Raw genomic sequence first — 14,127 nt, 5'->3', positions numbered from 1 at the left:
AAGCGAATGTGTGAGCGGCAACGAGGGTCAGAAAACCGTGCCGTCGCTGATCACCTTGAGCGGCGGCGAACCATCGGGGCGGCGCGCAAACGCGATGGCGCGGCCGGCGGCCCAGGTGCCGCCTTCGAGGATGCTGGCGAGCGGCAATGTCTCGGGCGTGCGGCCGAGCTTGGCGCGAACCAGTTCGGCGAGCCTGTCGAGCAGCGCAACCGTCAGCGCGCGCCATTCCACGACGAGCAGGGAATCCACCGCATGCGCGCGATCGGCGTCAGTGGGATCGCGCAGGCGCAGCACCTCGTGATCGACGAACAGGCCGCCATTGCGGTATTCGGCGAGCCCCGTGAGGCCGTCGATGTCGGTGACGGCAAATCCGGCGCGCTGCAGCGGCTCGATCAGCGAGTAGCTCAGCCATTGCGACAGCTTGTGCAGGGGAACGAGACCGGCCGTTCCGTCGTCCGCCCTAATCGCCGGATGCCGCCAGCAATCGCCGAGCGGGACGCCCGCGAGCTCGAGCCGTGACGGCCAGATCGGTCCGAGCTGGTTCAGCACGGCGGACAGAATGGTAGGCGCAGCGACGGCGCCGCTCACGGCTTGCGCCGCGATGTGATCGAACAGCCCGCCCGGCCGCGGTGTGTCGTGCAGACCGAATACGTCCGCGCGCTCCGAGACCTGCTTGCCCAGACGCCGCAGCAGGTCGGTGCGCCCCTCGAGGCCAAGCAGCGAATTGGCCTCGCTGACCTGAAAGGCGGATGTGAGCGAGGCGAGGGGCAGTTTTGCCAGCACATTCGCATCGACCCTGAACGGCGTGCGGGCATCGCCGGAGAAGAGCCCGCTCGCAAACATGTCGAGGCTCGCAATCGCAAGCCCCTCGGACCGGCCGATGGCTTCGCCCGTCACGGCATCGCGGTATCGCCACGCAGCGCCGGCGCCGGCATCGAGCAGCACGGAGACGATCGCAAGGTCGAACTCCGCACGCGCCCGTGCCGCGCGGTCCGGCCATGATGCGGCGTCCGCGAGCCGCGCCCAGCGATCGACGCCGCCAAGCACAAAGTGGCGCCAGCGCGCGTGGAAGGGGACATCCAGCGTCGGATAGGCTTTTCGCGTGACCGCGAGCACGGCATCGGCGACCCCATCCATGCGGCCGAGATCGACCGTGAAATGGGTGAGCCCGCCGGCAAGGCCAAGCTCGAGCATCTGCCCGGCGCGCGCCCGCACCGCCTTTGCGGTGAGCAGCGAACGCGCCTGCAGTTCCAAACTCTCCGTCATCGCGATCAGTATTTTTCGAGCGAACGCCCGACCACGCCGTTCACGTCCTTCTCCGGCGCGATGTCGGTCGAGTAATAGCCGGCGGCCTTCTTCGCGGCGATCTCGACATAGGCGTCGGCCGGGATCAGCTCCGGCGGGATCGGCACGCGTTCGACGATGTCGATGCCTTGCGAGGTCAGCGCGTCGTATTTCATGTCGCTCATCGACAGGAAGCGGTCGATGCGCTTCAGGCCCAGCCAGTGGATGGTGTCGGGCATGAGCTGCTGGAAGCGCGCGTCCTGGACGCCGGCGACGCATTCGGTGCGCTCGAAATAGGCCGCGGCCGCATCGCCATCCTCCTGGCGCTTGCGGGCGTTGTAGACCAGGAATTTCGTGACCTCGCCGAGCGCGCGGCCTTCTTTCCGGTTATAGACGACGAGCCCGAGCCCGCCCTCCTGCGCGCCGCGCGCGGATTCCTCGATGCCGTGGATCAGGTAGGGCCGGCAGGTGCAGATGTCGGAGCCGAACACGTCGGAGCCGTTGCACTCGTCATGCACGCGGCAGGTGATCCTGGTGCGATGGTCCGGGAGCTTGGTGACGTCACCGAACATGTAGACGGTGGTGCCGCCGATCGGCGGCAAAAACACCTTCAGGTCCGGGCGCGTCACGAGCTCCGGGAACATGCCGGCGGTCTGCTCGAACAGCGTGCGCCGCAGCTCGGTCTCGCCGGTGCCGAAGCGTTCGGCAAGGCCGGGCAGGTACCAGACCGGATCGATCGCGATCTTCACCACCGAGACGCTGCCATTGGCGTGCACGACCTCGCCGTCGGCACGCAGCCGCTTTGCCGCCAGCGCCTCGCGGATCTCCGGCAGGTCCAGCCGCGCCCGCGTCACCGCGATGCTCGGGCGGATATCGACGCCTTCGGCGATGTCCTTGCCGAAATTCTCCGCGACCAGATGGCCCCAGGGATCGAGCGCGACGATTTTTGCGGGATCACGCCACTGCTCGAACGGTCCGATGGTCGCCGCCGGAAAGGTGTTGGTGAGGTCGGGCCTGCGAATCGGATCGAGCGCGCCGGCGGAGACGGCGAGCGCGCGGTACATCGCATAGGACCCGCCATGGCTGCCGATCACGTTGCGATCCCCGGCGCGCGACACCGTGCCGATGATCGGCCCGCGGGCGCGCGCGTCGGCTGCCCCCCAATGGATCGGAAAGGCGGCCTTCCGGCCCGGCTCCGGATGGGAGGTCAGGCGGATGTGGTCGGTACGGTTCGCGCGGCTCATGTCCAGGCTCCCAAAAAGCCAACGGCCCGCCGCTCGGACGGGCCTGGCTCGCTGGCGTTGCCGGTGCGGACCACCGGCGGCGCAAGCTCAATCCAACATATTGTAGCGGGCAGGCACGACAGACAAGTTAATCGTGGCGTGCGGGCTGGGCCCTTCGCGGCCAAATTCCCGTCGTCGGCGTGCCGGTCGGGCGCGCCCGAAGGCCGCGCCTTCGCGTCGGCCGAACCTTGCGGTTCTAGTCGCGCGATTGGTGTAAGGATTTGAAATAGTTTTCGTTTTTGTGTTTTCAAGAGGCGTCGCGGGGGCGGCGGCGACCGCTGCGACTAGACAAAACGTATATAATCAGACAATCTGTATAAGTCGCCTCTGCCTCGGAGTCTCGCCATGCCTGCCGCCAGCTACATCGATTCCCGCAACGGAAAACTCTATTCCCTTAAGCAGCCGCGCTGGTGCTCGGACGAGCGCACGCCGCTTCTGGTCACGCCGGGGGCAGGGTTGTCGCGCGAGGACATCGACGGCCGCACGCGGTCGCTCTGGCGCTACAGGGCGGCGCTGCCGGTCGAGATCGCAAAGCCGATCACGCTCGGCGAAGGCTGCACGCCGCTGGTCCAGCAGGCCTGGGGCGAGCTGCGCCCGTTGTTCAAGCTCGAATGGTTCAACCCCACCGGCAGCTTCAAGGACCGCGGCTCGGCGGTGATGCTGTCCTTCCTGCGCCAGATCGGTGTCGATGCCATTCTGGAGGACTCGTCCGGCAACGGCGGCTCGTCGATGGCGGGATTGGGTGCCGCCGGCGGCATGCGCGTGAAGATCCTGGCGCCCGCCTCGACATCGCCGGCCAAGATCGCGCAGGTGCGCGCCTACGGCGCCACGGTGCAGCTCGTCGAAGGCCCGCGCGAGGAATCGGAGGCCGAGGCCATCCGGCAATCGAGCCAGACGTTTTACGCCAGCCACAATTGGCAGCCGTTCTTCCTCGAAGGCACCAAATCGCTCGCCTATGAAATCTGGGAGGACCTCGGCTTCCGCGCCCCCGACAACGTCATCGTCCCCGTCGGCGCCGGCAGCAGCCTCTTGGGTTGCGCCTTCGGCTTCCGTGAGCTCATGAAAGCCGGGCAGATATCGAGGCTGCCGCGCCTGTTCGCGGCACAGCCGATCAATTGCTCGCCCATCGATGCGAGCTTCAAGGCCGGTGTCGATACGCCGGTCGCGCGCGAGGTGCATAAGACCATCGCCGAAGGCACCGCGATCAAGAATCCGCTGCGCCTGCGCGAGATCATCGCCGCCTTGCGCGAGAGCGGCGGCGGCACCGTCGCACTCACCGAGGACGAGATCGTCGCCGCGCTGCGCCGCCTCGCGCGGCAGGGCCTGTTCGCCGAGCCGACCAGCGCCAGCGCAGCTGCCGCGCTGGAAAAACTCTCCTCTGCCGGATCGATCAAGGCGACCGAGACCACGGTCGCGGTCCTCACCGGCACGGGCCTCAAGGCCGCGACCACCGTCGCCGATCTCGTGCAGTAGGGCCAAGCGATGACGCGAGCCAAGTCATCGAGCAAGACCGCCGCCGATCGACAGCTGCTGTTCGATCAGTTGCGGCGGATCGCGCAAGGATTAGGAGAGACCTTCGCACCGTTCTGCGAAGTCGTGCTGCACGATCTCACCGATCCCAAACAGGCGATCGTCGCCATTCACAACAATCTGTCGGGACGCAAGGTCGGCCAGCCCGCGACCGAGCTTGGCCTTGCCCGCATCGCCGACCCGGACTATGCGCAGGTGATCTCGAACTACGCCAACAGCTTTGCCGACGGACGGCAGGCCAAGAGCACATCCATCGGTATCAAGGATGCGGACGGTTCTTACGTTGCCGCGCTCTGCCTCAACGTCGATCTGACCTTGTTCCAGGGCTTGCAGAGCGCCATCGGCCAGTTCGTCAGCGTCGATGCGAAGGACAGCCCGCGGGAATCCCTCAATCCAGTCGGCGCGGATGCCATCCGCGCCCATATCGACCAGTTCGCCGCGCGCCGCGCCACGACGCCGCGCGCGCTCAACACCGAGGATCGCCGCGCGCTGCTGCGCGAATTGCGCGACGCCGGCTGCATGCAGGTACGCCGCTCCTCGGACATCATCGCCGCCCATCTCGGGGTGTCGCGTGCTACGGTGTATGCCGATGCCAGATGATACCGATCTGTTGAGCCTTGAAACGCCCTGCCTGCTGCTCGACGAGCAACGGCTCCGCGCCAATGTCGCGCGGATGAAGGCGCACCTTGCCAGTCTTGGCGTGGCTTTCCGTCCGCATCTGAAGACCGCAAAATCGCTCGACGTCGCCCGCATCGCGATGACCTCGGCTACCGGGCCGGCAACAGTCTCGACGCTGCGCGAGGCCGAGTATTTCGCAGCCGGCGGCGTGCGCGACATGATCTACGCCGTCGGCATTGCGCCGGCGAAGCTCGCGCGCGTCTCTGCCATCCGCGCCACCGGTGCCGATCTCGCCGTGGTACTCGATAGCATCGAACAAGCCGATGCCGTCGCCGCGCATGCCGCGAGCAGCGGCGATCCGGTTCCGGCGCTGATCGAGGTCGACGCGGACGGCCATCGCTCCGGCGTCGCGCCGACCGACGCGGCAACGCTGGTCGCCATTGGCAATCGCCTGGTCTCGGGCGGCGCGACCTTGCGCGGCGTGCTGCTGCACGCCGGCGACAGCTACGCACTGAACGATTCCGCAGCCATCGCGGAAGCGGCAGAAGCGGAACGCATCGCCGCCGTGACGGCGGCGAACGCGTTGCGCAGCGCAGGTCTGCCCTGTCCTATCGTCAGCGTCGGCGCGACACCGACCGCACGCTATGCGCGCGACCTGACCGGCGTCACCGAAGTGCGTGCCGGTGTCTTCATGTTCGGCGACCTTTATCAGGCCGGCGTCAGTTCGGTGGCGATGGACGACCTCGTGCTCTCTGTGCTTGCCACCGTCATCGGCCACCAGAAGGTAAAAGGCTGGATCATCACCGACGCCGGCTGGATGGCGCTGTCGCGCGACCGCAGCACGGCGAAGCAGGCGCTCGACCAGGGTTATGGCGTCGTCTGCGATCTCGCTGGAAAACCGTACCCGGACCTCATCGTCACCGATGCCAACCAGGAACACGGCATCATTGGCTTGCGCAAGGGCTCGAATGCCGCGCTGCCGGACCTGCCTATCGGCTCCCGCGTCCGTATCCTCACCAACCACGCCTGCGCAACCGGCGCGCAATATGATCGCTATCACGTACTCGACGGCGCGGGTGATGTCAGCGCCGTGTGGCCGCGGATCAACGGGTGGTAGGACAGGCCGAAACGCGCCGCGAGATTGCGAAATTGTGTCCTCGCCGCCGCCCGTGAGCCGTTGAACCTTGGGCCTTCCTCGCCAGCCTCATGAAGATCGACCTCGAGCAAAGGGAGAGTTCCATGACCGCGCAGGATCCGTTTGCAGGTTTCAAGGCCATCCAGAAAGAAGCCTGGTCGCTGTTCACGCCGATGGAGGTTTTCACGACTCCGGCCGCGGCCAAGCTGGTCGTTTTTGCCGGCGTTGCCGCCGGCCAAAAGCTGCTCGACGTCGGATGCGGCACCGGCGTTGTCGCGATCACAGCCGCCCGCCGCGGTGCGAAGGTCAGGGGTCTCGACCTCTCGCCGGTTCTGATCGAGCGCGCCCGCGAGCACGCAGGGCTGGCGAATCTCGATGTCGACTTCGTCGACGGCGACGCCGAAAGCCTGCCCTATGGCGACAACGAGTTCGACGTGGTGCTCAGCCAGTTCGGCCACATGTTCGCGCCGCGTCCGGACGTCGCCATCGGCGAGATGCTGCGCGTGCTGAAGCCCGGCGGCACCATCGCCTTCTCCACCTGGCCGCCGCATCTCTACGTCGGCCGCATGTTCGCGCTGGTCGGCCGCCATCTGCCGCCGCCCGAGGGCGTCGCATCACCGGCGTTGTGGGGCGATCCGAAAATCGTCGCCGAGCGTCTCGCGGGGAAGGCGAAGGAAATCTCGTTCGAGATGGACATGATGACGCCGTCCACGCTCAGCCCGCAGCATTTCCGCCGCACCATGGAAGCGACGATCGGGCCTTTGATCAAGCTCGTCGCACATTACAAGGACGAGCCGGACAAGCTCAGCAGCTTCCGTGCCGAGTTCGAGGCGTTGATCTCGGAGTATTTCGACGCCGGCAACAACGTGATGCGCCAGCAGTTTCTGATGACGAAAGCAAGGAAGGCGTGAGGGCGCGCTCGAAGGCGAATGTGCTGCGAGACAGGACGCCTTGCTGACCCTCCCCTCCAGGGGAAGGTCATCGCATGTGGCATTTTGCGCAGTCTGAGCGCGTCAGTGGCGTCTCACTCCTTCAGATCATTCACCCGCTTCACCCACGCCCTGACGTCGGCGAGCACTTGCGGCAGCACGGCCTTGACCTCCGGCACCGTCATGCCGGGCTTGATGCGGGGGTCGTAGAGCAAATTGAGGATGTACTGGTCGTAGACGTCGAAATAGCCCATCGAGACGTTGTCGTTGAACATGGTCCACGGCACGCTCGTGGTGTCGTTGATGGGCCCGAGCGATTGCAGGAGCTCCTCATAGGCGCAGTCGAGGAAGGTGAAATCGCCATTGTCGACGGTGAGGATGACGTCGGAATGCTCGATCTCGAAATTGTCGTTCTTGCGGAAGCCGGACAGGCATTGCGGGTCGAGCGAGGTGCGGATCTCGCGGGCCTTCTCCGCGCCGTAGAAGCTGGTGAGGGTCCGGAACAGGTCGCGGTCGCGCACCAGCTTGACCCGCACATTCGCCGCCTCGCTGCTCTCGATCATGGCGATGTCGAGATGCTGCACGCGCTTGCCGATGTCGGTGACGACTTTTGCCAGCTGCGTCTTGCGATCGGCGCGGTCGCTCTCGGCGAACACGCGCACCGGCCCGTCGAATTTGCGGATGCGGTCGACGCGGCCGGCGAGGTGGTATTCGGCGCCGAACGCGGTCTTGAGAAAACCCTCGACGATCTCGTTGTCGGTAAAGCTCTTCCGCTCGGCGCGCTGGCGCGAGGCGACCGCGGGCAGTTCGCCGGCGGCGGCCATGGTAGCGGTGTCAGGCACGCAGGTGAGCGTTGCGAGCGCCAACAGGGCGATACGAAGGCCGGGCGAGGGCAGGTCCAATGCGCTCATCGTTGTGCGACGCTGCCGTATTCGCGCCGCGCGCACAAGATCGCAAATTCGCGCGCCCTGCGGGTTCCTGCTGTGGCCGATCAGTTGTTCAGCACCACCACGGTGGTGCCGACCGAGACGCGGCTGTAGAGGTCGGTGACGTCGTCATTGGTCATGCGGAAGCAGCCCGAGGACACCGCCTGGCCGATCGTCTCCGGCTCGTTGGAGCCGTGGATGCGGTAGAGCGTCGATCCCAGATACATCGCGCGGGCGCCGAGCGGATTCTCGATGCCGCCCTTCATGTGCCGCGGCAGGTCGGGTCGGCGGGCCAGCATCTGCGACGGCGGCGTCCAGGCCGGCCATTCCTTCTTGGCGGTGATCCTGTGCACCCCGCCCCAGCGGAAGCCGTCGCGGCCGACGCCGATCCCGTAGCGCAGCGCCTGGCCGTTCTGGAGCACCAGGTAGAGCCGCCGCTCGGACGTGTTCACCACGATCGTGCCGGGGGCATAATTGCCGTTGTACATGACGGTGGAGCGGGGAATCGGGCTGGAGCCGCCGCGGAAGAAGTTCGGGCCGCCGCCCATGATGTCGCGGGAGTCGAACTCCTCGGCGAGCGTACCGCCGGCCGTGGCGGTCAAGAGTGCGACGGCGGCAATCGGCGCGGCAAAAAACCGGATCATTGTCTCCCCCGGAAAAAAATCGATTCAACGAAGGTCACAGGCCATATTTGCGAGGGTTTCGCAAGCCACGGCCCCGTGAGGAACCCCATGCTTAATGAATGGCGTTACCAAATCGGCAACTGCACCAATTCGCCGGAAAGCGTTAGCCAAGCCGGCGCGTCGGCGCGCGGGGCAGGGCCGCAATGGCCGCTATTGCTTTGACGAATGCCGCGAACAATGATTGGTCGGATGGATCACTCGAGATCGCCGGTAGCGGGAGCAGAAGAATGAACGGTGCGGAAAGCCTGGTGCGGACGATGGTCAAGGGTGGGGTCGACGTCTGCTTCACCAACCCCGGCACGTCCGAGATGCATTTTGTCGCAGCACTCGACCGCGTGCCCGGCATGCGCTGCGTGCTCGGCCTGTTCGAAGGCGTGGTGACGGGAGCAGCCGACGGCTATTTCCGCATGAAGGGCACGCCGGCCTCGACCCTGCTGCATCTCGGTCCCGGCCTCGCCAACGGCCTTGCCAATCTGCACAACGCCAAGAAGGCCAATTCCGGCATCGTCAACATCGTCGGCCAGCATGCGGTCTACCACATCGACTACAACGCGCCGCTGACCTCCGACATCGAGGGCTTGGCCCGGCCGATGTCGTCCTGGGTCCGGACCTCGCCGAATTCCAAATCGGTCGCCGCCGACGGTGCCGCGGCCATTGCCGCCGCCAAAAGCGCGCCGCCGCAAATCGCCACCCTGATCCTGCCCGCCGACACCGCCTGGAACGAGGCCGACGGCATCGCCGAGGTGCCGGCCGAGCAGCAGCGCGCCAGCTATTCGCCGCAGGCGGTTGAGAAGGCCGCGAAGATCCTGCACGGTGACGGCGAGGGCACGCTGCTCCTGATGACCGGCAGCGCCCTCAGCGAGCAGGGCCTGGCGCTGGCCGAGCGCATCGCGGGCAAGACCGGCTGTACCGTGATGGGCCCGACCTTCCGCCCAAAGATGGCGCGCGGCCGCGGCCGCTTCTCGATCGACCGCATCCACTACGTGATCGAGAACGCGCTGCCGATGCTGGCGAAATTCCGTCACATCGTGCTGGTCGAGTCCGACGATCCCGTGGCGTTCTTCGCCTATCCGAACAAGCCGAGCATGCTCAAGCCCGAGGGCTGCGAGGTGCATCGCATGACCTCATGGGGCGAGAATTCGGTCGCAGCCCTCGAGGCGCTGGCCGGCGCCGTGAAGGCGAGCGCGAAGGACGTCAAGCCGCAAGCCCTTCAGGAGTTGGTCAAGCCGACCGGCGCGCTCACCTTCGCCTCGATCGCGCAGGCGATTGCCTGTGCGATCCCCGAGAATGCGATCATGGTCGACGAATCCCTGACCACCGGTCGCGGCTTTTTCCCGCCGACCGCGGCGGCGGCTCCCCACGACTGGCTGCAGAACATGGGCGGCTCGATCGGCTTCTCGACGCCGCTCTCGATCGGCGCGGCGATCGCCTGCCCGGACCGCAAGGTCATCACCATGGTCGGTGACGGCAGTGCCATGTACACGATCCAGTCGCTGTGGACGCAGGCGCGCGAGAACCTCAACATCGTCACCATCGTGTTCGCCAACCGCATCTACCAGATCCTGCGCGGCGAGTTCGACAATGTCGGCGCCGGCGAGCCCGGCCAGCGCGCCAACGACATGCTCCGGCTCGACCGGCCGACGCTCGATTTCGTCGCGCTGGCCAAGGGCATGGGCGTGCCCGGCCGCGCCGTCACCAATGCCGACGAGTTCAACAAGGCGCTGACTGAGGCCGTCGCCGAGCCCGGGCCGCGGCTCATCGAAGTCCAGATGTAAGTCTGTATCTTTACCTCTCCCCGCTCTTCTGCGGGGAGAGGCGTAGGCCGCCTTTCGGCGGCCGTTCTCAAGAACGCCGAAGCGAAGCTTCGGCTATGTCGCCCCTGGCGATGCGAAGCATCGTCCGGCGCGATCCGGGTGAGGGGCAAGGCAGGCTGCGAACCCAAGCAAAAAGTCTACCCGACTCGCGCGCCGAGCGCGTTCCACCTATCATTCGATCGAATTTGCCGAGGCGGCCCCTCACCCCACCCTCTCCCCGTAAGAACGGGGAGAGGGAGTGAGAGACCGCACGGAACCCAATCGATGCGCCCGGAGGCACGATGCAGACCGAGCTGAACAAGGTGATCGCGGCGCTCCGGGACTTCTACGCCCACGAAGGATTCTTGTTCGAGAAGGACGTCGGCGAGCGCGCGGTGACCCACCGCTTCGCCGTCTATCTGGAGCGGCAGTTCTCCGGCTGGGCCGTCGACTGCAATTACGACCGGCTCGGCGAGCGCACGCTGCATCTGCCGCACGGCACCATCATCTCGACGGACGATCATCTGGGAAAGTCGATCTACCCCGACGTCGCCGTGCATCAGCGCGAGATTCCGAACAACCTGCTCACGGTGGAGATCCGCAAGGCGAGCAATCACACGCCGCTGGAGCACGACCAGCACAAGCTGAGGGCGCTCACCGATGTGCATGTCTGGTTTCCCTACTGGATCGGCGTGCTGTTGGTGCTGGACAAGCAGCATGTGACGATGTCGGAGGTCTATGTCAGCGGCCTCGTCGACGACCCGCTGACGCGCTGGTTCGCGACGCGGCTCGCGGAGAGCGGTCTCGGGGCTGCGCACTAGGGCGTGTGCTTCTAAGATTTTAAGAACAAAGCGGAAGTCGCCCCGCTTGCGCAGCATCGACTGCTTATGACCTCTTAGCGGACGCAGAGCCGACTCACTTTCTGCACCGACGCCGAGAGAATTCCAAAAGCGGCGGAACGCTGGTCGCTGGGGAATGTTGGCCTCACGGCGACCGAATCTTCGCGAGCCGCGGGACAGTCAATGCAGTCGGAGTCAGGCCCTAAGCATGAAAATACGTGTTGGATTCGAAATGATTTATGACTTCCAGCAAGTCACACCATTGATTGCCGTGGTCGGCACGCACTTCACCCGCGCATCCGACATCATTGTGCCGGATCATCTCACCACCGAGCCTCCCGTGCAGATCACGCCCTACCGCGACGGCTTCGGAAACTGGTGCAGTCGGTTCGTTGCGCCCGCTGGCCGCATGCGCCTTTCCGCCAACGGTACAGTGCGCGATAGCGGGTTGCCCGACGTGATCGCGCCTTCCGCCACGCAATACGCGGTGGAGGTTCTTCCATCTGATACCATCGTTTATCTGCTCGGCAGCCGCTACTGCGAAACCGATCGGCTTTCCGACATCGCATGGAAACTGTTCGAGAAAGTGGCGCCGGGTTGGCCGCGGGTCCAGGCGATCTGCGATTTCGTGCACAATCACATCGCGTTCGGCTACGAGCACGCGCGGGCCACCATGACGGCTTGGGAAGTATTCAACGAGGGCAAAGGCGTCTGCCGCGACTATGCGCATCTTGCCATTGCATTCTGCCGTTGCATGAACATTCCAGCGCGCTATTGCACCGGCTATCTCGGCGACATCGGCATCCCGCCGCCCCACGCCCCCGGGGACTTCGCAGGCTGGTTCGAAGCCTATCTTGGCGGTCGCTGGTACACCTTCGATGCACGCAACAACACTCCGCGAATTGGCCGCGTCCTGATCGCTCAAGGCCGCGATGCGGCAGATGTTCCGATTATCCAAAGTTTCGGACCCAACACGCTCATCAGCTTCAAGGTGTGGACCGATGAACTTGCGTAAGGTCTCGCCTTGGGCAATCAAGTACCCAATCGGTTGAGATTGATCTCGCTAGTTGGTGAGAAGACTGCTACACAGTTGGCATCACCGCGCGCTACGTGGCTGTTATCGGTGACTGAGAGCTTCGCGCTCCCGCCTTAACCCACGAGAAGGCGGTCAGATGTCAAATCCCGACAAATTCGGCATTCGTGAGTGGCTCGTACCACCGTTATTGGTGCCGCTCTTCCTCGTACTGTTGATTGCGGTCGCGGCCATTTTGTAGCGGCAGGTCCGTTCAATCACCTACGCCAAAAAAGCAGGCGGGGACGCTGTCGCAGCCAACTCAAGCCAAGACAGGAGCCGAGAATGGCAAATACGGCAATCATCAGGGACGCCTACGGGGTTCCGGCGATTTTCGTTGGTTCAAAAACGGGTCGGGACGATGCTCCCTTTGTTTTCGTGAGGGTCGGAGGCGAGGAGCGCCGGATGCGTTGGTCTGAATGGGATTCTCTTCCGGCCTGGACCGGAGAGCGTCCCACCTGGGCGAGTAAAACCAAATAGCGATGGCAGCTTCAGCATGAAGATAACTCGACCAGGCATATGGGCGGCGGCGCTCTTGCTGGCATCGGCACTGGGCGCTCCTGCGTCAGCCGCTTCCGCCGCGGAACCGAATTGCCGTTCCATCGAGAGCACCAGTGCGCGCCTCTCCTGTTACGATGCGGCATTTCCACCAAAAACCAGGAAACCCGCCGAAACCGCTGTCGACTCGTCGTCAGGATACAAGGATCCTTTCCTTGCGGAAGAAGCCCGAACCGCCGCAAAGCTGAAGAATATCTGCCGCGGTTGCTGAGTTTCGCCGACCGCGCGGGCGCGCCAATAATACGCTCGGTTTGCAGCCTGCCTGCATTTGACTTTGGTCTTTGTCCTCGGCGCGTTGCCTCTCGGTGCCGATGTGGCACGGCGCAATTGCTGATCACAAAAAGTCGGCATCGGGGCCGAGAACTCCAGGAGATTTGCTCGCATCGAGCACCGCATGATTGACAGTCAGCCAGCGACCAACGCGCAGCAATCCGCAAATAGTTCCTGCAGGAACGAAACAAAGCGCTCGCTATTCGGCAGATAAAGGCGCACTGTGCCACCACCACCGAGCGGCCCTTAGCATCTATCGGTGGTGTGAACGCTAGTTGCGCTCCCGCTCAACCCCGCAGCGGAGCGTCAATTATGTCGGTTCAGCGATCCTCAGGACAATCAATGACATTCGAATACCGTCTCGCGCAAGAGGCGATCAATCTCCGGCTACAGGCCGAGGGGATGCCGCTCGGCGTCCGCCGTACGGAGCTTTTGCGAAAGGCCAGGCAGATCGATGTTGCCGGCGAGGTCAACAAATGGTTGACGTCGCCGGGACTACAGCCGCCATCCTGAATTTGGTCTCTTTGCCCGGCGTGCTGAACTTTTGCACGCTACCTGGAGACCAACCTGTATCGGGATTTTACAATCTCCCTCCCGGGGCTGGTAAGCCGCCGCCTGCGCTTCATTTAAGCGGGCGGCGTTTTTGTTCCTAAGGTCCAATTGCCCATATTCGCTGGCAACCTTCCGACGTCGTTCCGGTTGCCCCCGAAGCGAAAGAGACGCGCGCTCCCACCTAATGCAGGTCCGGTTCAATTTCGAGATAACCCGACACGGCTAACGTCGGTCTATTGCTGATGTCAGCATCCGGCCGAAATCTCATTTCATCGCCTCATCGCGCGTTAGCGGATGCGGTGTCGACTCGCCGGGCCGCCGGCGCGGCGATCGTCTTCACGCGAAAATTGTGGCGGCGCGCGTGATAGCGCGCGCGCCGCAACCGCGTCAGTAGTAACGCTGCTGCGAGAACGCGTAGCGTGGAGATCCGCAAGGCGAGCAATCACACGCCGCTGGAGCACGACCAGCAAAAGCTGAGGGCGCTCACCGATGTGCATGTCTGGTTTCCCTACTGGATCGGCGTGCTGTTGGTGCTGGACAAGCAGCATGTGACGATGTCGGAGGTCTATGTCAGCGGCCTCGTCGACGACCCGCTGTCGCGCTGGTTCGCGACGCGGCTCGCCGAGAGCGGACTTGGGGCTGCGCATTGAACGTC

The 14,127-nt window shown here is 64.6% G+C and carries 12 protein-coding genes and 1 pseudogene; 9 read left to right on the top strand and 4 right to left on the bottom strand.

The window, feature by feature from the left end; translation table 11 throughout:
• Window positions 1–27: 27 nt before the first annotated feature.
• Together ACVJ19_RS05545 and ACVJ19_RS05540 are read right to left on the bottom strand one after the other, a co-directional pair.
• On the bottom strand, window positions 28–1,266 hold the full coding sequence (locus tag ACVJ19_RS05545) for a URC4/urg3 family protein (RefSeq protein WP_453949911.1): 1,239 nt from the start codon (window positions 1,264–1,266) through the stop codon (window positions 28–30).
• Between the two features lie 5 nt (window positions 1,267–1,271).
• Window positions 1,272–2,528: a GTP cyclohydrolase II gene (locus ACVJ19_RS05540; protein ID WP_453949912.1), complete on the bottom strand. Its 1,257-nt coding sequence runs from the start codon at window positions 2,526–2,528 to the stop codon at window positions 1,272–1,274.
• A gap of 384 nt (window positions 2,529–2,912) precedes the next feature.
• Between ACVJ19_RS05540 and ACVJ19_RS05535 the strand changes: the two genes are divergently transcribed.
• From ACVJ19_RS05535 to ACVJ19_RS05520, 4 genes are all read left to right on the top strand, one after another.
• Window positions 2,913–4,040 (top strand): threonine synthase, encoded by a 1,128-nt coding sequence (locus ACVJ19_RS05535; RefSeq protein WP_453949913.1) that lies wholly within the window; start codon window positions 2,913–2,915, stop codon window positions 4,038–4,040.
• Between the two features lie 9 nt (window positions 4,041–4,049).
• Window positions 4,050–4,697: a helix-turn-helix transcriptional regulator gene (locus ACVJ19_RS05530; RefSeq protein ID WP_453949914.1), complete on the top strand. Its 648-nt coding sequence runs from the start codon at window positions 4,050–4,052 to the stop codon at window positions 4,695–4,697.
• Complete coding sequence (locus tag ACVJ19_RS05525; protein ID WP_453949915.1) at window positions 4,681–5,832, top strand: alanine racemase; 1,152 nt, start codon at window positions 4,681–4,683, stop codon at window positions 5,830–5,832. The genes ACVJ19_RS05530 and ACVJ19_RS05525 overlap by 17 nt, the downstream gene beginning before the upstream one ends.
• Window positions 5,833–5,954: 122 nt before the next feature.
• A complete protein-coding gene (locus ACVJ19_RS05520) occupies window positions 5,955–6,761 on the top strand; it encodes a class I SAM-dependent methyltransferase (RefSeq protein ID WP_453949916.1) in 807 nt (268 codons plus the stop codon).
• A 113-nt stretch (window positions 6,762–6,874) separates the two neighbouring features.
• On the opposite strand, the gene ACVJ19_RS05515 is transcribed toward ACVJ19_RS05520, so the two are convergent.
• Complete coding sequence (locus ACVJ19_RS05515; RefSeq protein WP_453949917.1) at window positions 6,875–7,690, bottom strand: DUF2927 domain-containing protein; 816 nt, start codon at window positions 7,688–7,690, stop codon at window positions 6,875–6,877.
• An 80-nt stretch (window positions 7,691–7,770) separates the two neighbouring features.
• The gene (locus ACVJ19_RS05510) at window positions 7,771–8,349 is read right to left on the bottom strand and encodes a L,D-transpeptidase (RefSeq protein ID WP_453949918.1); all 579 of its coding nucleotides are present in this window, start codon (window positions 8,347–8,349) and stop codon (window positions 7,771–7,773) included.
• 266 nt (window positions 8,350–8,615) lie between these two features.
• On the opposite strand from ACVJ19_RS05510, the gene ACVJ19_RS05505 reads away from it, so the two are divergent.
• The 5 genes and pseudogenes from ACVJ19_RS05505 to ACVJ19_RS05485 form a co-directional block, all read left to right on the top strand.
• On the top strand, window positions 8,616–10,163 hold the full coding sequence (locus ACVJ19_RS05505; RefSeq protein WP_453949919.1) for an acetolactate synthase large subunit: 1,548 nt from the start codon (window positions 8,616–8,618) through the stop codon (window positions 10,161–10,163).
• A gap of 320 nt (window positions 10,164–10,483) precedes the next feature.
• Window positions 10,484–11,002 carry a hypothetical protein gene (locus ACVJ19_RS05500; protein ID WP_453949920.1) on the top strand — a complete coding sequence of 173 codons (519 nt, stop codon included), beginning with the start codon at window positions 10,484–10,486 and terminating at the stop codon, window positions 11,000–11,002.
• A 226-nt stretch (window positions 11,003–11,228) separates the two neighbouring features.
• Window positions 11,229–12,035 carry a transglutaminase domain-containing protein gene (locus tag ACVJ19_RS05495; protein ID WP_453949921.1) on the top strand — a complete coding sequence of 269 codons (807 nt, stop codon included), beginning with the start codon at window positions 11,229–11,231 and terminating at the stop codon, window positions 12,033–12,035.
• A 1,227-nt stretch (window positions 12,036–13,262) separates the two neighbouring features.
• Entirely contained in the window at window positions 13,263–13,433 is a 171-nt protein-coding gene (locus tag ACVJ19_RS05490) for a hypothetical protein (protein ID WP_453949922.1), read from the top strand.
• Between the two features lie 455 nt (window positions 13,434–13,888).
• Window positions 13,889–14,122 (top strand): annotated as a pseudogene (locus tag ACVJ19_RS05485) (hypothetical protein); the annotation flags it as partial.
• Between the last annotated feature and the right edge of the window lie 5 nt (window positions 14,123–14,127).

Source organism: Bradyrhizobium sp. USDA 376 (genome assembly GCF_054063675.1).
Note: the sequence above shows the minus strand (reverse complement) of the source record. Positions and strands in the feature narration are given on the sequence as shown.